At 61.5% G+C, this 24,899-nt stretch carries 21 protein-coding genes and 1 pseudogene; 11 read left to right on the top strand and 11 right to left on the bottom strand.

Annotation, left to right across the window (positions count from 1 at the left end):
• Positions 1–80: 80 nt before the first annotated feature.
• Both DK870_RS23000 and DK870_RS22995 read right to left on the bottom strand, forming a co-directional pair.
• Positions 81–1,208: an ABC transporter substrate-binding protein gene (locus DK870_RS23000; RefSeq protein WP_161549758.1), complete on the bottom strand. Its 1,128-nt coding sequence runs from the start codon at positions 1,206–1,208 to the stop codon at positions 81–83.
• Between the two features lie 25 nt (positions 1,209–1,233).
• A complete protein-coding gene (locus DK870_RS22995; protein ID WP_161549757.1) occupies positions 1,234–3,615 on the bottom strand; it encodes a TonB-dependent siderophore receptor in 2,382 nt (793 codons plus the stop codon).
• A gap of 198 nt (positions 3,616–3,813) precedes the next feature.
• On the opposite strand from DK870_RS22995, the gene DK870_RS22990 reads away from it, so the two are divergent.
• Positions 3,814–4,524, top strand: coding sequence for a response regulator (locus tag DK870_RS22990; protein WP_060753826.1), 711 nt, complete (start codon positions 3,814–3,816; stop codon positions 4,522–4,524).
• Positions 4,521–5,906, top strand: a complete 1,386-nt coding sequence (locus tag DK870_RS22985) for an ATP-binding protein (protein ID WP_104995722.1) — start codon at positions 4,521–4,523, stop codon at positions 5,904–5,906. The genes DK870_RS22990 and DK870_RS22985 overlap by 4 nt, the downstream gene beginning before the upstream one ends.
• A gap of 149 nt (positions 5,907–6,055) precedes the next feature.
• Here the strand turns inward: DK870_RS22985 and DK870_RS22980 are convergent, their stop codons facing one another.
• From DK870_RS22980 to DK870_RS22965, 4 genes are read right to left on the bottom strand one after another with little or no spacing between them, the layout of a single operon-like run.
• Positions 6,056–6,256 carry an SEC-C metal-binding domain-containing protein gene (locus DK870_RS22980; protein WP_026136698.1) on the bottom strand — a complete coding sequence of 67 codons (201 nt, stop codon included), beginning with the start codon at positions 6,254–6,256 and terminating at the stop codon, positions 6,056–6,058.
• Positions 6,253–6,735 carry an LEA type 2 family protein gene (locus tag DK870_RS22975; RefSeq protein ID WP_060753824.1) on the bottom strand — a complete coding sequence of 161 codons (483 nt, stop codon included), beginning with the start codon at positions 6,733–6,735 and terminating at the stop codon, positions 6,253–6,255. The genes DK870_RS22980 and DK870_RS22975 overlap by 4 nt, the downstream gene beginning before the upstream one ends.
• 21 nt (positions 6,736–6,756) lie before the next feature.
• Positions 6,757–7,227, bottom strand: coding sequence for a YchJ family protein (locus tag DK870_RS22970; RefSeq protein WP_060753823.1), 471 nt, complete (start codon positions 7,225–7,227; stop codon positions 6,757–6,759).
• A 4-nt stretch (positions 7,228–7,231) separates the two neighbouring features.
• Entirely contained in the window at positions 7,232–7,729 is a 498-nt protein-coding gene (locus DK870_RS22965; RefSeq protein WP_060753822.1) for a DUF6231 family protein, read from the bottom strand.
• A gap of 190 nt (positions 7,730–7,919) precedes the next feature.
• On the opposite strand from DK870_RS22965, the gene DK870_RS22960 reads away from it, so the two are divergent.
• Complete coding sequence (locus DK870_RS22960; RefSeq protein WP_060753821.1) at positions 7,920–8,615, top strand: OmpA family protein; 696 nt, start codon at positions 7,920–7,922, stop codon at positions 8,613–8,615.
• A gap of 141 nt (positions 8,616–8,756) precedes the next feature.
• The gene (locus tag DK870_RS22955; RefSeq protein WP_161549756.1) at positions 8,757–9,515 is read left to right on the top strand and encodes a collagen-like protein; all 759 of its coding nucleotides are present in this window, start codon (positions 8,757–8,759) and stop codon (positions 9,513–9,515) included.
• A 124-nt stretch (positions 9,516–9,639) separates the two neighbouring features.
• Here the strand turns inward: DK870_RS22955 and DK870_RS22950 are convergent, their stop codons facing one another.
• The gene (locus DK870_RS22950; RefSeq protein ID WP_060753819.1) at positions 9,640–10,104 is read right to left on the bottom strand and encodes a CopD family protein; all 465 of its coding nucleotides are present in this window, start codon (positions 10,102–10,104) and stop codon (positions 9,640–9,642) included.
• A 99-nt stretch (positions 10,105–10,203) separates the two neighbouring features.
• On the opposite strand from DK870_RS22950, the gene dinG reads away from it, so the two are divergent.
• From dinG to DK870_RS22920, 6 genes are all read left to right on the top strand, one after another.
• On the top strand, positions 10,204–12,348 hold the full coding sequence (gene dinG / locus DK870_RS22945) for an ATP-dependent DNA helicase DinG (RefSeq protein WP_060753818.1): 2,145 nt from the start codon (positions 10,204–10,206) through the stop codon (positions 12,346–12,348).
• A 97-nt stretch (positions 12,349–12,445) separates the two neighbouring features.
• The gene (locus DK870_RS22940; RefSeq protein ID WP_161549755.1) at positions 12,446–14,743 is read left to right on the top strand and encodes a beta-galactosidase; all 2,298 of its coding nucleotides are present in this window, start codon (positions 12,446–12,448) and stop codon (positions 14,741–14,743) included.
• Between the two features lie 82 nt (positions 14,744–14,825).
• Complete coding sequence (locus tag DK870_RS22935; protein WP_161549754.1) at positions 14,826–15,971, top strand: serine hydrolase domain-containing protein; 1,146 nt, start codon at positions 14,826–14,828, stop codon at positions 15,969–15,971.
• 143 nt (positions 15,972–16,114) lie between these two features.
• Positions 16,115–17,281, top strand: a complete 1,167-nt coding sequence (locus DK870_RS22930) for an OmpA family protein (RefSeq protein WP_161549753.1) — start codon at positions 16,115–16,117, stop codon at positions 17,279–17,281.
• A gap of 27 nt (positions 17,282–17,308) precedes the next feature.
• On the top strand, positions 17,309–17,956 hold the full coding sequence (gene pdxH / locus DK870_RS22925) for a pyridoxamine 5'-phosphate oxidase (RefSeq protein WP_161549752.1): 648 nt from the start codon (positions 17,309–17,311) through the stop codon (positions 17,954–17,956).
• 256 nt (positions 17,957–18,212) lie between these two features.
• A complete protein-coding gene (locus tag DK870_RS22920) occupies positions 18,213–18,677 on the top strand; it encodes a glycine zipper 2TM domain-containing protein (protein WP_060753814.1) in 465 nt (154 codons plus the stop codon).
• Positions 18,678–18,748: 71 nt separating this feature from the next.
• Here the strand turns inward: DK870_RS22920 and DK870_RS30060 are convergent, their stop codons facing one another.
• From DK870_RS30060 to nhaA, 3 genes and pseudogenes are all read right to left on the bottom strand, one after another.
• Complete coding sequence (locus DK870_RS30060; protein WP_372241694.1) at positions 18,749–19,612, bottom strand: methyl-accepting chemotaxis protein; 864 nt, start codon at positions 19,610–19,612, stop codon at positions 18,749–18,751.
• A pseudogene (locus tag DK870_RS30055) lies at positions 19,607–20,371 on the bottom strand (MCP four helix bundle domain-containing protein); the annotation flags it as partial. The pseudogene DK870_RS30055 and the gene DK870_RS30060, both read right to left, overlap by 6 nt.
• Before the next feature lie 231 nt (positions 20,372–20,602).
• Positions 20,603–21,778, bottom strand: coding sequence for a Na+/H+ antiporter NhaA (gene nhaA, locus DK870_RS22910; protein ID WP_060753831.1), 1,176 nt, complete (start codon positions 21,776–21,778; stop codon positions 20,603–20,605).
• A 217-nt stretch (positions 21,779–21,995) separates the two neighbouring features.
• Here nhaA and DK870_RS22905 point away from each other — a divergent pair, with 217 nt between their 5' ends.
• Positions 21,996–23,090, top strand: a complete 1,095-nt coding sequence (locus DK870_RS22905; protein ID WP_060753812.1) for a PLP-dependent cysteine synthase family protein — start codon at positions 21,996–21,998, stop codon at positions 23,088–23,090.
• Positions 23,091–23,194: 104 nt separating this feature from the next.
• Here the strand turns inward: DK870_RS22905 and DK870_RS22900 are convergent, their stop codons facing one another.
• Positions 23,195–24,808, bottom strand: coding sequence for an NAD(P)/FAD-dependent oxidoreductase (locus tag DK870_RS22900; protein ID WP_161549750.1), 1,614 nt, complete (start codon positions 24,806–24,808; stop codon positions 23,195–23,197).
• Between the last annotated feature and the right edge of the window lie 91 nt (positions 24,809–24,899).

Genomic DNA, 24,899 nt, shown 5'->3' with positions numbered 1-24,899 from the left:
TTGCTCCCGATGGCGGTGTGTCAGTGAAGCAATCTGTGGCTGACACACCGCCATCGGGAGCAAGCCCCCTCCCACAATGGTTACTGGGTTTCTACCGAGGTTTTTGCGTCGATCCAGTAGGCGCCTTGCAGTGGCATCTTCAGGAACTGCTGGTTGATCTGGTCCATGGTCGCTTGCGGGTCGAGCTTGGCGAACAACGCTGGATGAATCCATTTGGCCAGGGCTTCAATGGCCAGCAGGTTGTACGGCGAGTTGTAGAAGTCATGCCACAGGCCGTGGGCATTGCCCTCGCGGATGGCCCGCAGGTTGGCGAATTCCGGGCGCGCCAATACGCGTTCGAGCCCCGCGCGTGCTTCGTCGTGGCTTACGCCCGCGCCCAGGATCAGGCCAGGCTGGCGGTTGCCGGTGGCGATATACACATCCGGGTCCGCCTTGAGGGCATATTCCACACTGATATCGCCCAGTGCGCCCGGCACCACGCCGGCGGCAATATTGCGTCCGCCGACCAAGCTGATCAGCTCGCCCATACCGCTCTTGCCGGTGGTATGCCCCGGTGCCTGCCACACGCCGGCCAGCAACTCGAGGAAGACGCTGGGGCGTGGGCCGGCGGGCAGGGTGGCGACGGCATCGGTGATGGCCTTGAGGTGCTGATCATAAAAATTCAGGAACGCTTGCGCCTGGGGCTCACGGCCAAGGGCTTGGCCCAGGGCGGTCATGCTGGTGTGCGTGCCTTGGACCGGGTTGAGGCGAAAGTCGACGAACACCACCGGGATACCGGCCTTGGCCAGCACATCCGCCACCGGGCTGTGCTCGGTGGGGCCGTGCCCGGAGATGCTGAACACCGCCAGGTCGGGGTTGAGTGAAAGAATTTCCTCGGCGCTGACGCTCTGCTCTGAGGCTTGCCCGATCAACGGGATGTTTTTAACTGATGGAAACTTCGCTACATAGGCGTTGTAGGTGTGCTGGTCGAGCAGGCGCAGGTCATTCTGCCAGCCCACGATGCGCTGGAACGGCGCGTCCTGGTCGAGCAAGGCAAAGGCTGAAATCAGCCGGCCTTCGCCGAGCACCACGCGCCGGACGTCATCCTTCACCTCGACCTTGCGGCCAAGCACGTCAGTGACTTCATGGGCGGCGGCGGTTTCGGCGTGGCCGAAGAGCAGCGCGGCGCACAACACGCCGAGTTTGAACAGGTGGCGGGGCTGCAACATGGCAAGGGCTCCTGGAAGGGGAAAGTCAGAATTCATAATCAACACTGGCGGTTAGGGTGCGCCCGGCGCCCGGGATACCGTAGAGCTGGAAGCCGTCGAGGGAGGCGCCGACCTGGCTGTAATAGAACGTGTTGAACAGGTTGTTGAGGTTGAGGTTGACCGTGGTGTCCTTGTTCACCTTGTATTGCGCCGCCAGGTTACTCAGCCAGTAACCGGGCGCTTTCTCGTGGTCGCGGGTGTAGATCGCATACACCCCGGACGGGCCATTGGCGTAGCTGCTGTTGTTGTTCAAACCGCCGACGTACTGGTTGTCGCTGTAGCGGCGCCGGCCCACGTATTGCTCGCCGAAGCTCAGGCTCAGGGCGTCGGTGACGGCGTAGGTGGTCCACAGGTTGGCGGTCAGGTCGGGGACGTTCTTGGCTTCGGCGCCTTTGTTGATGCCTTTGGTCTGGGTGCTCTTGAGCGCCGAGAAGCCGGCATACGCAGTCCAGCGCGGAGTGATATTGCCTTGCAGGCCTAGTTCTATGCCGTCCACGCGCTTGGCGGGCAGGGCGCGCACCGGGGCCGATTCGCCGTCCTGGTATTCCCAGGCGTTGTCCAGTTCGGTGCGAAAAATCGCTGCCGTGACATTGAGCATGTCGTGGGCAATGTCCCACTTGGTGCCTATTTCATAGGTTTTCGACTTGGCCGGGCTGTAGTTGCGGGTGCTGGCTGCGCCGTAGATCTGGTTGTTGGTGGAGGCTCCCAGCGCCGAAGGTTGCGCGGCCTCGCTGTAGGACAGGTAGACGCTGGCGTTAGGCACCGGCTTGTAAATCGCGCCGACCCGGCCGCTGACGGCACCGTCGGTGCTGCTGATCGTGGCCTGGCCGCGTTGGCGGGTCTGGGCGCGCCAATGGTCGTAGCGCAGCGAACCCAGGACTTGCCACTGTTCGTTGAGGGTGACGGTGTCGCCCAGGTAGGCACCGGCGTTGTCGATCACCGAACGCGGGTCGCCTTCGCCCTTGGTGACGTAGCTGCTGGCGAAGCTATGGCTGGGGTTGTTCATGTCGAAGAACAGGTCGCCGGCCGGCACCTCCGCGTTGCGTTTCAGGCCGCCGTAGGTCTCGTGATAGAACTCCAGGCCCGATACCACGGCGTGTTGCAGGCTGCCGGTATTGAACGTGAAGCTGAAGTCGGTCTGGTTATCCAGGATGGTGTAGCGCTTGGACAAACCGAAGTCGCTGCCGCGCAGGATGCCGTAGCCGGTGTTGCTGTTGTTCAAGTAGTCGGTGTAAGCATTGACCGTGCTGCCCGGTACCTGGCTGATCGGGCCTGCGCCTGTATAGCCCAAGGTTGCACAGCGAGTGCCGGTGCAGGTCTTTTTAGCGTTGGCATCGGCGGCGAAGAAGCGCGCCGGGGAGAGTACTGCGAAGTTGTCGCTGCGCTCCCAGCGTGTCTGGTTGCGCAGGTTGGCGTCGTGCCAGTTCAAGTCGTGTTCGAAGCGGGCGGTCAGCGAGGTGGTTTCGTTCTCTTGGGTATACAGGCTGGAGTCACCATACCAGTTGGAGCGTTTCACCCCGGGCATGCGGTGGCCGTCGGTACCACGCTGGATCGGCACGCCACCGTCGGGAGTGTTGGTGTCTTTCTGATAGAAGGTGTCGACGAAAAAGCGCGTGTCGGTGCCCAGGCCGAAACCGAAGGACGTTGCGATCCCCCAGCGGTCGTAGTCCACATCGTCGCGTTCGGCCACCTGGTTGTAATGCTTCATCAGGTTGATGCGTACCGCGCTGGTATCGGTCAGCTGCTTATTGAGGTCGGCGGTGAGGCGACGGTAGCTGTCGGTGCCGATTCCGGCCGAGACTTTATTGGCGTCGCCCAAATGCGCTTCTTTACTGACCAGGTTGACGCTGCCGCCCACGGCGGAAACCCCGGACTCGATGGCGCCGGTGCCCTTGAACACTTCGGCCTGTTGCAGGTTGAAGGTGTCGGTGCGGGTCGACATGCCCGCGTCGCGCACGCCGTCGACGGTCAGGCTCTGCTCCGAGGAAAACCCCCGGATTGAAAACAGATCGCCCCAGCCCAGGTTGCCTTCACCGGACATGAACGTAATGCCCGGCACGTTGCGCAGCACTTCCTGCAGGGTTTGCGCGTTCTGCTCCTTGAGCACCTGCTGCGGCACGATGGTCACGCTTTGCGGCGCGTCCAGCAGTGGCTGGCTGATCTTGGCGGAGGTGACCCGGTCCACCTTGAAGGTCGAGGAGGCTTCGCCGTCGACCTTGATTTGCGGCAGGTTCAATACCGAATCCTGGGGTGTTGCGGCGGTTGCATCGGCCCACGCCGTCGGCGTGACACTGCCGGCTGCCAGCAGGCCGAACATCGGTGCAAGGGTAGAGTGCAAAGGGTGACGCTGGGGGGTAGGCAAAGTCATTCAGAGCGGCCCGAACTAAATTACAATTAATCTCATTTAGATTCGGTAGTCTAAAGACCGCTTCCCGATGCGGGACCGTGGCTTTGTATCGCTGATGCGCGATTATTGCCGCCCACAACATTCCATTACATTTGCGTATGCGGCCGCCTGAACTTTCGGCTATTTCCTGCGCTTTGAGTATTTTCGGATTGACTGCCCATGGCCAAGCAAGACCATCTACTAATCGTTGATGACGACCCGCAGATCCGCCAGCTGCTTTGCGAGTACCTCAGCGACGCCGGTTTCCAGGTGTCCACGGCCGCCGATGGCAAGGAAATGCGCCGCCGCCTGGCGTTGAGTGTCATCGACTTGATCGTGCTCGACCTGATGCTGCCCGGTGAAGACGGCCTGAGCCTGTGTCGCGAACTGCGGGTGAGTTCCAACACGCCGGTGGTCATGCTCACCGCCAAGGGCTCGTTGATCGACCGCATCGTCGGCCTGGAAATCGGCGCCGATGACTATCTGCCCAAGCCGTTCGACCCCCGTGAGTTGCTGGTGCGGATCAAGGTGGTGTTGCGCCGGGTGCAGAGCTTCCCGGACCGTGCGCGCCTGGATGAGGCGCCGAGCATTCGTTTCGCCGGCTGGCAGCTCGACACGCGGGCGCGGCAATTGTTGTCGCCGCAGGGGGTGGTGGTGAGCCTGGGCAATTCGGACTACCGCGTGTTGCGTCTGCTGTTGCAGCACCCCAATCGTCCATTGAGCCGCGACTTCCTGCTCAACCATGTGTTCGACAAGGACAGTACGCCGTTCGACCGTTCTATCGATGTGTGCGTCAGCCGCCTGCGCTCGCAATTGCCGGCGGGGTTGATCAAGACCGTGCGCAACGAGGGTTACATGCTCACCGCCGAAGATGTGGTATTGGAGTCGTGAGGCTGCTGCCGCGCTCGTTGTTCGGGCGGCTGGTGCTGATTCTGGTCAGCGGCATGCTCGCGGCCCAGGCCCTGACCAGTAGCATCTGGTACGACCGACGCCATGGCCAGGTGCTGGAAATTCCGGCGCGGCTGATCGCGACGCGGCTGGCGGATGTGGTGCGGCTGGTGCACAGAGACCCGCCGCAGGCCGATCAACTGGTCCAGTTGTTCGACAGTCCGCACTTTCATCTCACGCTCAGCGAGCATGCCAGCGATACGGTCAGCACCCTGACCGACAGCGACCTGCCCACCGAACGCTTGATCAAGAAAGTCCTGTCGGAAAAAACCGGCTATGCCCCAACCCTGAATCTGCTGCGCCTGTCGCTGGTCGATGGTGACGGGCAAACGGCGGGGCTTTCCACGCTGCTCGGTTCCCGGCCGGTGGTGGGGCAATTTCTGATCGACCTGCGCCTGCCCGATGGGCGCTGGTTGCAAGTGGACGCCAGCGAGGAACAAGGCTGGACGAGCACATCGCCCCTGGACCTGCTGTTCGACTACGTGATGCGTATCTATTTGCTGCGGGTAGTGGTGCTGGTCGTGATCGCCCTGGTGGCGGTACGCCTGGCGATCCGCCCGCTCAATGCATTGGCCAAGGCCGCCGAAGCGCTGGGCCGCGACATCCAGCGGCCGCCGTTATCGCTGGATGGCCCGACGGAAGTGCGTCGGGCGGCCCAGGCCTTCAACGCCATGCAGCAACGCCTGATTGCCAATATCGCCGAACGTACGCGCTTTCTCGCGGCCATTTCCCACGACTTGCGTTCGCCGATCACACGTCTGCGCCTGCGCACGGAAATGCTCGACGACACCCGCACCCGCGAGCGTTTTCGCGCTGACTTGGAAGAAATGGAGCACATGGTGGCCAGTACCCTGGATTTCGTCAGCAGCGGCGAAATCAACGAGGCGCGGCAGAACATCGACATCAATGCGTTGCTGCAAAGCTTGCAGGCGGACCTGCAGGATGTGGGGGAAAGCGTGACCCTTGAAGGCCGTGCGAAACAGCCACTGCCCGGTTATGCCCGCAGCCTGAAACGCTGTGTGCAGAACCTGCTGGAAAACGCCGTGCGCTATGGCCAAGAGGTGGTGGTACGGGTCGAGGACCAGGCGGACAGCTTGAAGATCATCATTCGCGACCGTGGGCCGGGAATTCCCGAGGAGCAGCTGGCACAGGTGATGGAGCCGTTCTATCGCGTGGAAGGCTCACGCAATGCCGAAACCGGTGGCTATGGGTTGGGACTGAGCATTGCGCACACGATTGCTCGGGCGCATGAGGGGCGGTTGAGCTTGAAAAACCGCGAGGGTAGAGGATTGGAAGTGGAGCTGCTATTTCAGCGCAAATCCTGAAATTCGGCGTGCGATCAAACCTGTGGGAGGGGGCTTGCTCCCGATAGCGGCAGGTCTGTCAGCCGATACAGTGACTGACACTCCGCAATCGGGGGCAAGCCCCCTCCCACATTTGGATCTTCAGTGTGGCCGGCGCCAGGGGAAGTCGCTTACGCGCCGTGGCACTTCTTGAATTTCTTCGCGCTGCCGCACGGGCAAGGGTCGTTGCGACCCACGTCCTTCAAGGCGTTGCGTACCGGCTCCTGGTGGGCGTGGCCGCAGTTCGGGCCGTGGACATGGCCGTGGTCGTGATCATGGTGATCGTGATCGTGGTTGCAGTCAGGACCATGGACATGGGGTTGCTGGGTCATCGATGTCGCTCCGGAATAAAATCGCCGGGTATTATCTCGCCATTGTGGGCCACCTGCACGTCATTACCGATGAATAATCCGGTTTTCAACTCGCCCTCCAGCCGATAGGGCACGGGTTTGGTAGGGTTTTTCAGCATCTGCACCACATCACGAACCTGCGGCCAGAGGTTGGTGCGCACCGTCACCCGGAAAAAACTGTGGCTGCGTGGCGGTACGGTCAGCCATTCGTTGGATTCGCCTTCGGTCAGCACGAAGTTGCCCAGGGTGACCTTGTAGACCAGGCCGCGCACCGTCAGGTCGGCGTCATCACGGTTGTCCACGCGAAAGTACAGTTTGAACTTCTGTTCCAGCAACTTGGCGCGCACCACCTCGACTTTTACCAAGGCCACATGGGGCGGTGGTGCGTCGTCCTCGAACCACGAGGCACAGCCGGTGAGCCCCAGGGTCAACGCCAGCATCAAGCTGTAAATCCGAAGCATGGCGTTATCCCTGTCAGGTGATTAAAGGTAGCTTGCGCAACACTTCTTGAACTTCTGTCCGCTGCCGCACAAACATACATCATTACGCCCGGCCTTCACCTCAACTGTCGGATCGATGAAGTACCAGCGTCCCTCGTTCTGTACGAAAGAAGATTGCTCACGGTGGCTGTGTTCGCCGGCGCTGTCATGCCAGCGTGCCGTAAAGGTCACGAAGGCGTGTTCCGGTTGGCCGCCAAACACCTCGGAGTGTTCTACTTCGAGGCCCAGCCAAGTGCTCTGGGCACTCCAGGCGGCGATGGCCGCACGGTCCAGGCCGGCCTGTTGCGCGGGCAGGGTGGTGGCCACCAGGTAATCCACCAGGCCCAGCACATAGGCGCTGTAGCGCGAGCGCATCAGCGCGGTGGCGCAAGGCGCCGGATGGCCTGCGTGATAGTGGCCGCAGCAGGCATCCAGCAGGTTGCCGCTGCCGCAAGGGCAAATGGATGTGCTCATAGGGTTACCACCAATACTTTCCGAAGTTTTCCGGGTTGGCCCAGAAGCGGGCGTTGAGCCAGTCCGGCACCTGTTTATAGTCAAGCAGATCATAGGTGAACAGCGTCAGCACCTGCTCGTCGCGCTGGAACCGCTCGCCGGCCTGCAGGGCCAGGGAGAAGAAGTCGGTTTCTTTCCAGCCGCAGACGCTCAGATCCACCAGCACCACAATACGGCTGGCATTGAGGTTGCGAATGCCTCCGAGCAGGGTCAGGCCCTGCGGTTTTGACAGGTGCTCCAGGCAGTCGACCACCAGGGCCAGGTCAAACCGCTGCGCGGCCAGCTCTGGCGGCAATGGCCCTGGAGCGGCGCAAAACACCTGGGTATCGGGATGCGCCTGCTTGAAGGCGTCCAGCGCCGGTAACTGGCTGGCCCCCAATAGGAGCAGGCGTTTCGGAGCATGCAGGTCAAGCAGGGCAGCCAAGGCTTGCTGGGGTGTACGAGAAGAAATACCGGCGGTCATCACAGATCCTCACATCAGGACTGTAGAGACTAGCGCGGCTGAGCGTGCGGGCCTAGAGCGGGTGGGCGCGAAAACCCGAGCAACTGCGCCGATCTTCAATGAATACGGGGGTGTGGCGTACTGGCGCAGATGAAAAGAGCGGTCTTTACTCCACCCATCGGCCCCCGCCGATCCCCTCAGGAGAAATCAGATGAGCATCATGCGGACAGCTCTACCCTTGGTTCTGCTAACCGGAGTATTGACAGGTTGCGCAGGCTTGCAAAAAACCGATTGGCCCACCTGTGCCGCCGTCGGTGGCGTGACCGGTGCGGCGATCGGTGCAACTGAAAGCTCGGCCTACGCAGGCTATGGCGCGCTGCTGGTCGGCGGCATGGCGGGTGCCTATTGCTGGGTGCACGGCGATGGCGACGAAGATGGCGATGGGGTGCCGGACAGCCGCGACAAGTGCCCGGGCACACCTAAAGGCGTACAGGTCGATGCCAATGGCTGCCCGCCTGTCGTGCAGCCGGCGGTCGTGGAGGAGGTGGTCGTCGTCAAGGAAGAAACCATCGTGATCCGTGATGTGCACTTCCAGTTCGATTCGGCCAAGCTGACCGCCGCGGACAAAACCAAGCTCGATGTCATTGCCACTCGCCTGAAAAAAGAAGCGCCTGGTGCGCAACTGCGCGTCAGCGGGCATACCGACAGTGTCGGCAAAGATGCCTACAACCAGAAACTCTCGGAAAAACGCGCGCATTCGGTCGTCGAGTACTTGATCAGCCAGGGCGTGCCGCGCAGCAATTTCGTCTCGGTGAGCGGTGCGGGTGAAAGCCATCCGGTGGCCGACAACAAAACCGCTGAAGGCCGCGCTTTGAACCGCCGCGTGGAAATCCAGATCAACCGCTGACAGCCCAGGCCCCTGTGTCAACCACAGGGGCCTGGCTGGCGATCTTCGTCGAAATCACGGCTTTTTTTATCCTTCACTGGCATATCGCCTGTAGAAGTCGTTACTGTGCGTCCGTCCATGCACAAAATAAGAAGGCCATTCATGCGTAAGGTTTTCCTGTTGGCCTTGTTGGCCAGCCCCATTGCTCTGGCCCAGAGCGTCAGCGTCGAAACCAATTCCTTGATGCGTCTGCCCAGCAGCACCAGCGTTTTACAGCTGGAGCGCTTGAGTGTGGCGGACTACGGCACGCTATTGATTCCGCCCTCTATCAGCCAGGTCTCGGTAGATGAACTGCACCTGGGGCGTGAGGCCCGTATCGCCATCGCCCCGGGCAATACAGGGTTGCAATTGCAGGTACGCCACGCGCAACTGGAGCATGGCAGCCAGATCACTTCGCGCGGCGCCCCCGGCACCCATGAGCGCCCTGCCAAGGCGGGGCGTGACCTGACCTTGCGCATCGATGCGTTGACCGCCGACGAGTTGTCGGTGGATGCCCGGGGTGGCGCCGGAGCCCAGGGTTATGCCGGCCTGGATGGCGCCAACGGCGTAGACCCGGGTTGTACCTGGGGTTCGGCCGGGCGCGGGGCCAACGGTGATAACGGTGGCGATGGCCTGCCGGGTGCGGCGGGTGCGCAGGTGCGAGTGGAGCTGCCGCAAAGCTACCCGGCGCAACAGATCAAGGTCTGGGTGGATGGCGGGGCGGGTGGCGCGGCCGGTACGGCAGGCAAACCCGGCAAAGGTGGGCAAGCCAAAGGCTGCCTGGTGTACCGCGCCGAGGGTGGCGACAAGGGCCGGCCAGGGCTGGAAGGCCAGCCGGGGCCGACCGGGCCCGCAGGTACCGTCACCATCCAACGCCTGTAGTGAGCGGGCTTGCCCGCGCTGGGGGGCGAAGCCGCCCTAAAACCAGACGCCTCGGTCTTTCTGAAATACCGCGGCGTTTTTAATTGGGGCGGCTTCGCCCCCCAGCGCGGGGCAAGCCCGCTCACTACAGGAGCGGCCGGGCCGAAGCGATCGCCACTACCACCAACCCGACGATCAGGTTGATGCCCACCAGCCTGCGGATCTGCCCTAACACCGCTGCGCCCGCCGGCCAGTCCTCAGCGGCCACCGCCGCGCGCAATGACGGCAGCTTCAGTGCCTGGATACGGATAAACAGTGCCGTCATCACCAGGTACAACCCCATCATCACCTGCACATAGCGCGGCGCCGTCTCAAAGCCGTTGAAGCGCAGTTGCAGCAGGCCGATACCGCTGATCGGCAAAACCAGCACCGCGACCCAGACCCACACAAAAAAACGTTGAAACACATTTGCCCACAACTTGAGCCGGGCGGGGCCCTCAAGTGCCGCCATGGCGGCGGGGCGCAGGATCATCCAGGCGAAAAACATACCGCCGACCCAGATCAGGGCGGCCAATACATGCAGGGTATAAGCGAGGCTAAACACGGTCATTGTGGTACTCCGTTCTGCGCGGGATTAATTAGCGGGTTATGATAGCGGCCGATCCGAACCACTGAAAATTTATCCAGCGTTTTTTGCGCCCGACTATTCATGATCAGCACTGAACTCAAAACCACGATCCAGGGCGCCTATTCGCGTTTTCTCGAAGCCAAGAGCTTGAAACCGCGGTACGGGCAGCGCCTGATGATCGCCGAAGTGGCCAAGGTCCTCGGGGATATCGACACCGACGACGAAGGCCGCCGCGAAGGTGAGCCTGCGGTCGTGGCCGTCGAGGCCGGAACCGGTACCGGCAAGACCGTCGCCTACAGCCTGGCTGCGATCCCCACCGCCAAGGCCGCCGGCAAGCGCCTGGTGATCGCCACCGCGACCGTCGCCCTGCAAGAACAGATCGTCTACAAAGACCTGCCCGACCTGATGCGCAACAGCGGCTTGAACTTCAGCTTCGCCCTGGCCAAAGGGCGTGGCCGCTACATGTGCCTGTCCAAGCTCGACGTGTTGTTGCAGGAAGGCCATGCCCAAACCGCCACTGCGCAACTGTTCGAAGAAGAAGGCTTCAAGATCGAAGTCGATGAAGCCAGCCAGAAGCTGTTTACCAGCATGATCGAGAAACTGGCCGGCAACAAATGGGACGGCGACCGCGACAGCTGGCCCACCGCCCTGGAAGATGCCGACTGGGCACGCCTGACTACCGATCACAGCCAGTGCACCAACCGTCATTGCCCCAACTTCGGCCAGTGCGCCTTCTACAAGGCCCGCGAAGGCATGGGCAAGGTCGATGTGATCGTCACCAACCACGACATGGTCCTGGCCGACCTGGCCCTGGGCGGCGGCGCCGTGCTGCCGGACCCGCGCGACACGCTCTACGTCTTCGACGAAGGCCACCACCTGCCGGACAAGGCCATCGGCCACTTCGCCCATTACACGCGCCTGCGTTCCACCGCCGACTGGCTGGAAACCACCGCCAAGAACCTCACCAAGCTGCTGGCCCAGCACCCGTTGCCTGGCGACCTGGGCAAGCTGATCGAACAGGTGCCGGAGCTGGCGCGGGAGATCAAGACCCAGCAGCAATTCATGTTCAGCGCCTGCGAACAGGTCGCCGACTTCAAGCCCGGCGAAGACGTGGAGGGCCGCGAGCGCCCACGCCATCGCTTTGTCGGCGGGTTGATCCCCGAGCATATGCGCGAAATGGGCATCGAACTGAAAAAGGGCTTTTCACGCCTGACTGACCTGTTCACCCGCCTGACCGATTTGCTCAAGGAGGGGATGGATGGCGAGGTCAACATCGGGATCGCCAGCAACCAGGCCGAAGAATGGTACCCCCTGTTTGGCAGCCTGTTGTCCCGTTCCCAGGGCAACTGGGAGTTATGGACCGCCTTTACCGTCGAAGACCCGGAAGACAACCCGCCCATGGCCCGTTGGCTCACCTTGTCGGAAAGCGGTGCGTTGTTCGATATCGAGGTCAACGCAAGCCCGATCCTCGCCGCCGAAATGCTGCGCCGCAACCTGTGGAACGTGGCCTACGGCTGCCTGGTGACCTCGGCCACGCTGACCGCCCTGGGCACCTTCGACCGCTTCCGCATGCGCGCCGGCCTGCCGAAAAAAGCCGTCACCGCAGTGGTGCCGAGCCCGTTCCATCACGCCGATGCGGGTGTGCTGCGGGTGCCGGACCTCAAGGCCGACCCACGGGATGCGGCGGGGCATACGGCAGCGATCATCCGTGACCTGCCGGAACTGGTAGAGGGTTCACGTGGCACCCTGGTGCTGTTCTCCTCGCGTAAACAGATGCAGGATGTGTTCGATGGCCTGGACCGTGACTGGCGCAAGCAGGTGTTTATCCAGGGCAACCTGTCCAAGCAGGAAACCCTGAACAAACACAAGGCCCGGGTCGATGGCGGCGATTCCAGCGTGCTGTTCGGCCTGGCCAGTTTCGCCGAAGGCGTGGACTTGCCCGGCGCCTATTGCGAACACGTGGTCATCGCCAAGATCCCGTTCTCGGTGCCGGATGACCCGGTTGAAGCGGCCCTGGCCGAATGGATCGAAGCCAGGGGCGGTAACCCGTTCATGGAAATCTCGGTGCCGGATGCCTCCCTCAAACTGGTGCAGGCCTGCGGGCGCTTGCTGCGCACGGAGCAGGACCGGGGCACCATCACCTTGCTTGACCGTCGCCTGGTCACCCAGCGCTACGGCAAGGCCATTCTGAATGCCTTGCCACCATTCAGGCGCGAAATTTCTTAAGCCACTGTGGGCGAATTCGCCCATTTCGTGGTCTATGTCGTCGCTGTCGATTTAAGTCATCAGGCCATTCACCGGCCGATTGGAGAGCCTTGTTCGTATGATTCGCACGCTGCCTGCCCTTTTTGCCCTGCTGTTCGCTGCGCCCTTGATGGCCGCGCCTGCCGGGCAACAAACGCTGTTCAACTTCGTCCGGCCTGCCGACGTGGTCAAGGTGGCGACCCAGGACGCCAGCCTGCCGCAATACAACGCCGAGCAAACCCCCGAAGGCGAGGTGTTGCGCCGCATCACCTTCAACCCCGCCGCTGAACCGAGCCTGGTGCTCAGCCCGCAGTCCGGCGTCTGGGACTGGTCCCAGAGCAGTGCCATGAGCCTGCGCATCCAAAGCGCCATGGACTGGGCATTGACGCTCTATGTCAAAGTGCAGAGTACGGATGGCAAGACCCTGGTCAGCCGTATCGATCTGCCGGCCGGCCCGGCCCAGACCCTGTTGATCCCGTTGCAGGCCAATTCGCCGCTGAGCCAGGGCATGAAGGCCGGCCCGCCGATGCCGATCACCGTGGATGGCCAGCGTGTGCTGCTCGCCGCCAGCGCCGGTGACGTCGACCGCAGCCAGGTGGCGTCGGTGACACTGTCGATGATCAAGCCCAATGCGGCCCAAAGCATCTTGCTGGAACGTTTTGGTGTGCAGGACAGCGAGCCGGTATTGAAGGCGGCCTACAGTGACCTGGTGGATGCCTATGGCCAGTCCACGCGTGCGCGCTGGCCGGAAAAGGTCGGCAGCGACGAGCAACTCAAGGCCGCGGCCGCCAGGGAGCAACAGCAACTCAAGGGCTGGCTGGCGGAGCGTGACAAAGCGTCCCTGGACCGCTACGGCGGCTGGAACAAAGGCCCGGCATTCGAGGCCAGCGGTTTTTTCCGCACAGAGAAGCGCGACGGGCGCTGGTACCTGGTGACACCGGAAGGTCACCCGTTCTACTCCTTGGGCGTCAACACCGTCGCACCGGATAACAGCCAGACTTACGTGGCTGGCCGTGAATGGATGTTCGCCGCGTTGCCCAAGGCCGGCGAGCCCTTCGACAAGTACTACGGCAGCGCCGATAACCGCACCGGCAACGGCTCGGGCGAGGGGCGCGGCTTCGCGGCCGGGCGTTGGTACGATTTCTACGGCGCCAACCTGCAACGGACCTACGATACCGAAGGGTTCGACCAGAAGCGTTGGGTGACCCACACCCTGGATCGCCTGCAAGCCTGGGGTTTCAACACCGTGGGCAACTGGAGCGATCCGGACCTGGCCAGCGCCGACCGCGTGCCTTACACCTTGCCGCTGTCGATCGTCGGTGATTACGCCAGCATCAGCACTGGCACCGACTGGTGGGGCGGCATGCCCGATCCGTTCGACCCGCGCTTCGCCATGGCCACCGAGCGTGCCGTGGCCATTGCCGCCCGCGATCATCGTGATGACCCCTGGTTGATCGGTTATTTCGCCGACAACGAACTGGCCTGGGCCGGCCCGGGGGATGACCCGAAGGCGCGTTACGCCCTGGCCTACGGCACGTTGCGCATGACCACCGACGTACCGGCCAAACGTGCGTTCCTCAAGCAATTGCGCGACAAGTACCGCAACGAAGAGGGGCTTTCGAAAGCCTGGGGCATCCACCTGTCCGGCTGGGAGCTGATGGAAGATCCCGGTTTCGAGCCGCCGCTGCCGAACCCTGAACACCCGGAAATCGAAGCTGACTTCAAATATTTCCAGAAGACCTTCGCCGACGCCTACTTCAAGACCATTTCCGACTCGCTGAAATGGCACGCGCCCAACCAGTTGCTACTGGGCGGGCGTTACGCCGTGAGCACCCCGGAAGCCGTGGCGTCCTGCGCCCAGTATTGCGATGTGCTGAGTTTCAACATGTACACGCTCAAGCCTCAGGACGGTTATGACTTCGCCGCCTTGCGCGCTCTGGATAAGCCGGTGTTGATCACGGAGTTCAATTTCGGCTCGGCGGACCGGGGGCCGTTCTGGGGTGGCGTAACGCAATTGGCCAAGGAAGAAGACCGCGGCACGGCTTACGGAACCTTCCTCAAGCAGGCCATGGCCGAACCGTCGATTGTCGGTGTGCACTGGTTCCAGTACCTGGATCAACCGGTGACCGGTCGACTGCTGGACGGCGAGAACGGCCACTTCGGCCTCGTCGGCATCACTGACGTGCCGTACCAGGGTTTTGTCGAAAGTGTGCGTAAAAGTAACCTGGCGACCGTCGACCAACTGGGCAAGGAGGCGCTGAAAGCCAAGGCGGACAGCGCAGTGCGTGAAAGTGAAGGCGGCAAGTCGGGGCACGACGGCAAAGGCGCGGGACAGGGCGCCGGGCATGCCGGCGGGCACTCTGGAAATGGTCACTGATTGAGCGTTGACGGGTTCACAAAAGCCACAATGGCTGGAACAATGTCGGCCACTTTTTACGGTGTTTTTCGAGGGCGCGCAGGTGCAGATTCAGGGTCATTACGAACTCCAGTTCGAAGCGGTACGCGAAGCGTTTGCCGCGTTGTTCGATGACCCGCAGGAACGAGGTGCGGGGCTGTGCATCCAGATCGGCGGCGAAACCGTCGTCGACCTGTGGGCCGGCACTGCCGACAAGGATGGGGCCGAGGCCTGGCACAGCGACACCATCGTCAACCTGTTCTCCTGCACCAAGACCTTCACGGCCGTCACGGCGTTGCAACTGGTGGCCGAAGGCAAGCTGAAGCTGGATGCCCCCGTGGCCGATTACTGGCCGGAGTTTGCCGCGGCGGGCAAGGGGATGATTACCCTTCGCCAGTTGCTCTGTCACCAGGCCGGGTTGCCGGCGATCCGCGAAATGCTGCCTGCCGAAGCCCTGTATGACTGGCAGTTGATGGTCGACACCCTGGCAGCCGAGGCCCCGTGGTGGACGCCCGGCCAAGGGCATGGCTATGAAGCTATCACCTACGGCTGGCTGGTAGGCGAACTGCTGCGCCGCGCCGATGGGCGTGGGCCTGGGGAATCCATCGTGGCGCGGGTTGCACGACCGTTGGGCCTGGACTTCCATGTGGGGTTGGCGGACGCAGAGTTTTATCGTGTCGCCCATATAGCGCGTAGCAAAGGCAACATGGGCGATGAAGCGGCACAAAGGTTGTTGCAAGTAATGATGCGCGAACCTGCGGCACTGACAACGCGTGCATTCGCCAATCCACCCTCTATTCTCACCAGCACTAATAAGCCTGAATGGCGACGCATGCAGCAGCCAGCGGCAAATGGTCACGGTAATGCACGAAGCCTGGCAGGGTTTTATAGCGGTTTGTTGGACGGTAGTTTGCTGGAAAGCGACATGCTCGAACAATTGACCCGTGAACACAGTATCGGGCTGGATAAAACCTTATTGACCCAAACCCGTTTCGGCCTGGGTTGCATGTTGGATCAACCGCAGTTGCCCAACGCGACCTTCGGCCTTGGCCCGCGTGCGTTTGGGCACCCTGGGGCGGGAGGCTCGGTGGGTTTTGCCGATCCGGAACATGATGTAGCGTTCGGCTTTGTGACTAATACGCTGGGCCCCTATGTACTTATGGACCCGCGTGCGCAGAAGTTGGTCGGAATATTGGCCGGTTGTCTGTAAACCGCTTGCTGTTTCACAATTTTTTGTTACAAAGGCACGTATAAGAAGACGCTGAACGAAATGACGTAACTTAAATGTTCATTAAGTGTCTGTTTAACGGGTCATCCAGACCCTCCGGTTTTTTCTCATTTTGTGGATATCTCATGTTATCGAACAAGTCCTTGGCACTGGCGCTGTGCCTCACTATTACTGGTTGCGCACAAACTCCACAGAATGATGCCGAAGGTGGGCATTGGTGGTCATTTGGATCTGACAAGGCTGCTACCAAGGACGCAGTGAGCCAAACCGACGCCAAACCGGATGCCAAACCGGATGCCAAGCCTGCCGCCGGCGCCAAGCCTGCCGCACCTGTGGCCGCTGCAGCCGACGCTCCAGCGCCTGCCCCGGTAGCCAAGGCCGAGACCGGTTCCAGCTGGTGGCCGTTCTTTTCCAAAAGCGCCGACGAAAAAGCTGCGGACGCCAAGGCCGACCTGAAGGCCGACCTCAAGGCCGCCACTCCGGCAGCAACCCCGGCTGCAGCGCCTGCCGTTGCCAAGACCGACGAAGCTCACTGGTGGTGGCCGTTCGAAAGCAAGCCAAAACCACTGGCCAAGGTCGATGTGACCAACGTGCCGATGCCTGACCCGAAAATCACTCAAGCCTGGCTCGACGACTACGAGCCGCGCCTGCGCACCGCGATCAAGGACAGCAACCTGCAACTTGAACGCCGTGACAACGTGTTGGTGATCATTGCGCCGGTGGACGGGTCCTATAACCCGAAACGCCCGGCGATGCTGCTGCCGGTGACCCTGGGCCCATTCACCCGTGTTGCCAAGGCCGTAGAGGGCGACCCGAAGACCGCCGTGCTGGTACTGGGCCACGTTGACACCAACGGTCCTGAGCCGCAAAGCCAGGCCCTGACCAAGGAACGCGCACAGTCCATCGCCTCGATTTTCAGCCTCAGCGGCTTGAAGCAAGACCGCCTGATGCTGCGTGGCATGGGTGACCTGATGCCGCGTGCCGCCAACGACAGCAACCAGGGCCGCGCCCTGAACCGCCGCATGGAAATCATGTTCACCCAGCGCACCACCATGCTGGCCTTGCTGAGCAAGTACAACTCGGCTAACCCGCCGAAGGCTGAAATGATCGCTGTGCAGGACGTTCCGGCACCCGTGGCACCGGCCGCTAAAAAAGCAGCGCCGGCGAAAAAGGCTTCGACCAAGAAAGCGGCCGCCAAACCTGCTGCCAAGAAAGCTGCGGCCAAGCCTGCAGCCAAAAAGCCTGCAGCCAAAGCCGCGGCACCGGCTTCGAACGACCAGGCAAAAAACTGATTCGCTGAACCAGAAGGATAAAGCCGCATGACCCAGGCACTGGCCGATATGCGCCGTGACTACACACGGGACGGTTTGAGTGAGGCCCAGGCTCCGGACGAGCCGTTTGCCCTGTTCCACCAGTGGTTTGGCGATGCGGTGAAAACCGAGCAGCCACCGGTGGAGGCCAATGCCATGACCTTGGCTACGGTTGACCAGGAAGGTCGCCCGCACTGTCGCATCCTGCTGCTCAAGGGCCTGGATGCGCAGGGCTTTACCTTCTTCACCAATTATCAGAGCGCCAAGGGTGAACAACTTGCGGCGCGGCCCTTTGCGGCCATGACGTTCTTCTGGCCGACCCTGGAGCGCCAGGTGCGTATCGAAGGGCGGGTGGTGAAGGTCACGCCGGAGGAGTCCGATGCCTATTACCAGGTTCGCCCATTGGGCAGCCGCCTGGGGGCATGGGCGTCCCCGCAGAGCAAGGTCATTCGTGACCGCGAAGAACTGCAGGACTTGCTCAAGGCCACCGAGCAACGCTTCAGCGATACCCAGCCTGATTGCCCGGAGCATTGGGGTGGTTACCGGCTTTTGCCGGAACGCATCGAGTTCTGGCAGGGCCGCGCCAGCCGCCTGCATGACCGCCTGAACTATCGCCTGCAAGGCGCGGACTGGGTGCGCGAGCGCCTGGCTCCCTGAGCTTTTCCTTCCTGACGCTCGATCCTCCACGCCGAAGCCTCGAATCAAGAGGCTTCAGGTGTTTTCGAGCGTGCGGCAACACGGATGAGCGTGTCCATAACGCTCTCTTGGAACAGCGTAAATGCTACCATTCGTCGGTTTCTATGGTGCTGGCAGTCTGTACTCAGGCTGAATGAAAGCAATTTTCTGCCCGGCTTGCCGTGACAGGCGTCGAGTCGCAGCGTTTAATGAAACCCTGTCCTTTGGAGTTGATGCTATGCGTAAGTCCGTTTTACTAGTTGCCTGCTTTACCACCCTGTCGTTGCTGTTGGGTGGCTGCGCCTCGAGTCTGACCGGCGACTCGTACTCCCGTGATGATGCGCGTCGTGTACAGACCGTTCGCATGGGTACCATCGAATCCCTGCGTCCAGTGAAAATCGAAGGCACCAAGACCCCAATCGGTAGCGTGGCCGGTGCCGTGGTGGGTGGCGTTGGCGGCAGTGCTATCGGCGGTGGCCGTGGCAGTATCGTCACGGGTGTTATCGGTGCCGTTGCCGGCGGCCTGCTGGGCTCTGCTGCCGAAGAAGGCCTGACCCGCACCCAAGGCGTCGAAATCACCGTTCGCGAAGACGACGGCAGCATGCGCGCCTACGTCCAGGCCGTTGACCCGAATGAAATCTTCCGCATCGGCCAACGCGTGCGCATCATGAGCGTTAACGGTCAAAGCCGCGTTTCTCAGTAAGCGTCGGTTGTAGAAACACAAAACCCCAACCGGGTGACCGGTTGGGGTTTTTGGTTTTCTGCGTCCCGGTTTCAAACCTGAAAGTGCTTCACCATCGTATTCAATTCATGCGCCAGGCTGGCGAGGGACTGGGAAGCACTGGTGGTTTGGGTCGAGCCCTCCGCGGATTGAATCGACAGCTGCTGGATATTCAGCAAGTTGCGATCAACCGCCCGAGCAACGTCGGCTTGCTCGGCCGCAGCGGTGGTGATGACCAGGTTTCGATCGTTGATCTCATTATTGGCCATCAGGATATCCGCCAGTGCCTGTTGTGCCAGCTCGGCCAGTGACAGGGTTTGCTGGGTCATGCTGCTGCTGTCGAGCATGGTCTTGACGGTGCTGGCAGTGTTGGACTGGATACTGCCGATCATCTGCTCGATTTCCTGGGTCGATTGAGCGGTGCGATGGGCCAGGGCGCGAACTTCGTCGGCAACCACGGCAAAACCGCGACCGGCTTCACCGGCACGGGCGGCTTCGATGGCCGCGTTCAACGCCAGCAGGTTGGTTTGTTCGGCGATGGTGCGGATGACATCCAGCACCTTGCCGATATCCTTGGCCTGTTCGGCCAGGCTGCCCACTTGCTCGGAGCTGACTTCAACGCCACGGGTCAGGGCCTGGATAGCATCCAGGGCTTCGACCATGCGCTGCTGGCCTTTCAAGGCAATGCTGCGCGACTCTTGGGAGAGGTCGGAGGTTGAAGCCGCGTTCCTGGCGACGTCCTCAATCGCGGTAGTCATCTCGGTGACGGCAGTGGCGGCCTGTTCGATTTCGCCATGTTGCTGCTGCAAGTCGCGGCTGCCTTCGGCGGTCACGGCATTCAATTCTTCGGCGGCTGCGGCGAGTTGGCTGGATGAGCCGGTAATCTGCCGCAAAGTCTGCACCAGATTGTTACGCATGGTCTCCTGCGCCCTGAGCAGGCGAGTGGCCTCGTCATTGCCCGTCGGATTGATGGGCTGGGTCAGGTCGCCCTTGGCGATGGTTTCGGCGACCTGCACCGCTTCATTGATGGGGCGGGTAATGCTTCGGGTCAGCAGCCAGGCAACCAGTACGGTGCCACCACTCACCAGCAGGATGACGAGTGCGATGCCTTTCATGGCGTGTTGATAAGCATCCACGGAGGTCCGGCCGGCTTGTTCCGCGCCTTTGTTGGCGAGGTCGATCAGTTGGTCAAAGTTCTTGGTCATGTGCTCGTAGCTTTCTCGAATGCTGTTGAGAAAGTCGCGGGCGCCGGCCTTGTCGCCTGAACGTGAGCGCTTGAGCATCTCGGTGTGGTTCTGCGCATACGCGTCCAGGCTCTGGTTGAACACATCGAGACGAGATTTTTCCTCGGCGGTGTTCAGGAGGGCTGCGTATTGCGCCAACTGCTCTTTGACCGCCTTCAGGCGGCCGGCGGATTTTTCTTCGTAGGTCTGCATGTCTGCATCGCTAGAGGACAGGATGTGCGCCATTTCCCCCAGGCGAAAACGGTCGAGCGAAGCATTGGCCAGGGCCAGCAGCCGGACCCGCTGCAGCCAGTTGTTCTGTATGTCGGCAGCCTGGGACTGCACTTCGCCGATCTGCTTGAGGGCGAACAGACCGAGAAACACACTCAGTGACGCAATAGCAGCGAAGCCGATGAAGGCCCTGGCTGCGATTCTTATATTTCTCAGGAACATGGGATTGTCGCTCGGGCTGGAAACGCGTTGGAGAGCAAGGTGGAGCGGGTGTCCCTAGGAGGGACAGCGAGATCGCCACAACAGATAATCGGCGGCAGGGGGGAAGTCTTTAGGGGATTGGAGGAAGGGGATGGGGAGATAGCGCTGTGGTTGCGCAGCGCCACTGGTAAACACTGTCCAATCGGATAGCGGGTTGGGAACAGGAGCCGATTACCGGCTCCCGCAAAGGGCTCAAGCTTTCTTGCGACTTGCCATGGCCGTTACCGCATAGCCGATACACGCCGCCAGGATCGAACCGGTCAGGATCCCCATTCGGTCTTCACCCGCGAATTCACTGGCGCCCGGCACAAAGGCCAGGGAACCGACGAACAGGCTCATGGTGAAGCCGATGCCGCACAGGATCGCTACACCGAACACCTGGCCCCAGTTGGCGCCACTGGGCAGGGCGGCGAGGCCGGTCTTGATGGCGAGCCAGGTGAGGCCGAATACGCCGATGGTCTTGCCGATCAGCAAGCCTGCGGCGATACCCATGGGCACGTGATGGGTGAAGCTGTCCAGGCTGACGCCCGCCAGGGACACGCCGGCATTGGCAAACGCGAACAATGGCAGGATGCCGTAGGCCACCCATGGATGCAGTGCATGCTCCAGGGTAAGCAGCGGCGAGGGTTCGGCATTCTTGGTGCGCATCGGGATGCAGAATGCCAGGGTCACGCCGGCCAGCGTGGCATGCACGCCACTCTTGAGCACGCAGACCCACAGGATCAGGCCAATGATCAGGTAGGGCCCAAGCTTGATCACACCCAGGCGGTTCATGGCGATCAAGGCAATCAGGCAAGCGCCCGCACCTGCCAGGGAGGCACCGGACAGATCGGCGGAGTAGAACAGCGCGATGACGATAATGGCGCCCAGGTCATCAATGATGGCCAAGGTCATCAGGAACAGTTTCAGCGACACCGGCACGCGCTTGCCCAGCAGCGCCAGGACGCCCAGGGCAAAGGCGATATCGGTGGCCATGGGGATCGCCCAGCCGGACATCGCGGCGGGGTAATCCTTGTTGATCGCCCAATAGATCAGCGCCGGTACGACCATGCCGCCGATGGCGGCGGCACCGGGCAATACCACTTGCGATGGCTTGGACAGGTGACCGTCGAGGAGTTCTCGCTTCACTTCCAGGCCGATCAGCAGGAAGAACAGGGCCATCAGGCCATCGTTGATCCACAGCAGGGCGGGTTTGGCGATTTTCAGCGCGCCGACCTGTGCCACCACTGGCACGTCAAGAAAAGCGTTATACAGGTGCGACAACGGTGAGTTGTTAATGATCAGCGCCAGGGCGGCAGCGGCGATCAACAACAGGCCGCTGGCGGCTTCCAGCTGGAAGAAACGGGTGAAAGTGCTACGCAGAGGCAAGGGATGCTCTCCCATTCAAGGTTCAATAGATGGGTACCCTAACCCGTACCGTTAGTTGTTAAAACAAAAGTTATATTCTTATTTGTTATAAGCGGCGCTCAGGATCGGCAGGCCGCCAAAGCCTAGCAATTGTGTGTCTAATTGAGTCGTCACTGTATCTGTGTGCAGTGTAGGAAACCCCTTAAGATTCGGGCTGAAATCCTTAGAGACCCATCTTATGAGTGACCACCGTACCTGGGCCCGTGAAGCCATTCGCATCATTGAAGCGGACTTCCAGCGTAGCGCCGACACGCACCTGATCCCTTTGCCATTGCCGGGGCTGCCGGGTATCGAGTTGTACTTCAAGGATGAGTCAAGCCACCCCACGGGCAGCTTGAAACACCGGCTGGCCCGTTCGCTGTTCCTGTATGCGCTGTGTAATGGCTGGCTCAAGCCGGGCGCGCCGGTGATTGAAGCTTCCAGCGGTTCGACGGCGATCTCGGAAGCCTACTTCGCCCGTCTGCTCGGCCTGCCGTTCATTGCGGTCATGCCGGCGACCACGTCCCAGGAAAAGATCGCCCAGATCGCCTTCTATGGTGGCAAGAGCCATCTGGTACAGGACCCGACGCAGATCTACGCCGAGTCCGAACGCCTGGCGAAGGAAAGCGGTGGCCACTTCATGGACCAATTCACCTACGCCGAGCGGGCCACGGACTGGCGGGCGAATAACAACATCGCCGAATCGATCTTCCAGCAGATGCGCTTCGAGCATTACCCCGAACCGAGCTGGTTGATTTCCAGCCCCGGCACCGGCGGCACCACCGCAACTCTGGGGCGCTATGTGCGTTATCGCCAGCATTGCACCCGCGTGTTGTGTGCAGATGCCGAACGCTCGGTATTTTTCGACTTTTATCAAAGCGGCGATGCCAGTTTGCGCCTGGACTGTGGCTCTCGGATCGAAGGGATTGGTCGGCCACGGGTCGAGGCGTCGTTTTTGCCCAAGGTGATTGATGCGATGGTCAAGGTCCCGGATGCCCTGTCGCTGGCGGCCATGCATTACCTGGCCGAGCGCTTGGGGCGGCGGGTCGGCGGCTCCAGCGGGACCAACCTGATTGGCGCCCTGATGGCGGCGCAGCAGATGAAAGCGGCAGGCGAGTCGGGGTCGATCGTAGCGATCTTGTGCGATGGCGGGGAGCGCTATGCCACGACCTATTACGATCAGGCTTGGCTTGACGCTCAGGGCTATGAATTGAAAGGTTTGATGGCGGCCGTTGCGGCCAGTGTCGAGCGCGGCGAGCCATTACCTGAAACGATCTTGCGCGCCAATATCTGACAGGCGAGGGGGCTTGTTCGCGATAGCAGTCTGTATGTCAGCTTATCTGTAGCTGATACACCGCTATCGAGAGCAAGTCCCCTCTCACATTGAATTACGTTGGATCAGGCTTGGATACCCAACATATCCCGCGCCAACGCCTCGGCAATCCGAATTCCGTCAACACCCGCCGACAGAATCCCTCCGGCGTAACCGGCGCCTTCGCCGGCTGGATACAGGCCCTTCACGTTCAAGCTCTGCATCGACTCGTTACGGGTAATCCGCAGCGGCGACGAAGTGCGGGTCTCGATACCCGTCAGCACCGCATCGTGCAGCGAATAGCCTTTGATCTGCTTCTCGAAGGCGGGTAAGGCTTCGCGGATCGCCTCGATGGCGAAGTCCGGCAACGCCAAGGCCAGGTCGCCCAGCGATACGCCGGGCTTATAGGACGGCTCGACGCTGCCCAGGGCCGTGGAGGGCTTGCCGGCGATGAAGTCGCCCACCAGTTGCGCCGGCGCCTCATAGTTGCTGCCGCCGAGAATATACGCGTGGGACTCCAGGCGCTCCTGCAACTCGATCCCGGCCAGTGGGCCACCTGGGTAATCCACTTCAGGCGTGATGCCCACCACGATGCCGGAGTTGGCGTTGCGTTCGTTGCGCGAGTACTGGCTCATGCCGTTGGTGACCACGCGGTGTGGCTCGGACGTCGCGGCGACCACCGTGCCGCCCGGGCACATGCAGAAGCTGTAGACCGAGCGGCCGTTCTTGGCATGGTGCACCAGCTTGTAGTCGGCGGCGCCGAGTTTCGGGTGCCCGGCGTACTTGCCCAGGCGCGCGGCATCGATCAGCGATTGCGGGTGTTCGATACGGAACCCGACGGAGAACGGCTTGGCCTCCATGTAAACGCCACGCTCGTGGAGCATGCGGAAGGTATCGCGGGCACTATGGCCCAGGGCGAGGATCACGTGCTTGGACAGGATCTGCTCGCCGCCATCGATCACCACACCGTTCAACTGGCCATCTTCGATCAGCACGTCGGTCACGCGTTGTTCGAAACGCACTTCACCGCCCAGGGCGATGATCTGCTGGCGCATGTTCTCCACCACGCCGGTCAGGCGGAAGGTCCCGATGTGCGGCTTGCTGACGTAAAGGATTTCTTCCGGCGCGCCGGCCTTGACGAACTCGTGCAGCACTTTGCGGCCGTGGAATTTCGGATCCTTGATCTGGCTATACAGTTTGCCGTCGGAAAAGGTGCCGGCGCCGCCTTCACCGAACTGCACGTTGGATTCCGGGTTGAGCACGCTTTTGCGCCACAGGCCCCAGGTGTCCTTGGTGCGCTGGCGGACTTCCTTGCCACGTTCGAGGATGATCGGCTTGAAGCCCATTTGCGCCAACAGCAGGCCGGCGAAGATGCCGCAAGGGCCAAAGCCCACCACGATCGGTCGTTCACTCAGGTCTTGCGGCGCCTGGCCGACCACCTTGTAGCTGACATCCGGCGCCGGGTTGACGTTGCGGTCGTCGGCGAACTTGAGCAGCAGGGCGGCTTCGCCTTTCACGTTCAGGTCGATGGTGTAGATGAAGCACAGCTCCGACGATTTTTTACGGGCGTCGTAGCTGCGCTTGAACAGGGTGAAATCGAGCAGGTCATCACTGGCGATGCCCAGGCGTTGCACGATGGCTGGCCGCAGGTCTTCTTCGGGATGGTCGATGGGCAGCTTGAGTTCGGTGATTCGTAACATGACAGGGTCCGGTAGGCGGCGGGCAAGGAGGCCGGCTGTTTTGCAAACCGGCGATTATAAGCCCCAATGGCAGGTTTCCGTCAGGTTAAAA

Source organism: Pseudomonas sp. Q1 (assembly GCF_009935975.1).
Lineage (GTDB): Bacteria > Pseudomonadota > Gammaproteobacteria > Pseudomonadales > Pseudomonadaceae > Aquipseudomonas > Aquipseudomonas palleroniana.
Note: the sequence above shows the minus strand (reverse complement) of the source record. Positions and strands in the feature narration are given on the sequence as shown.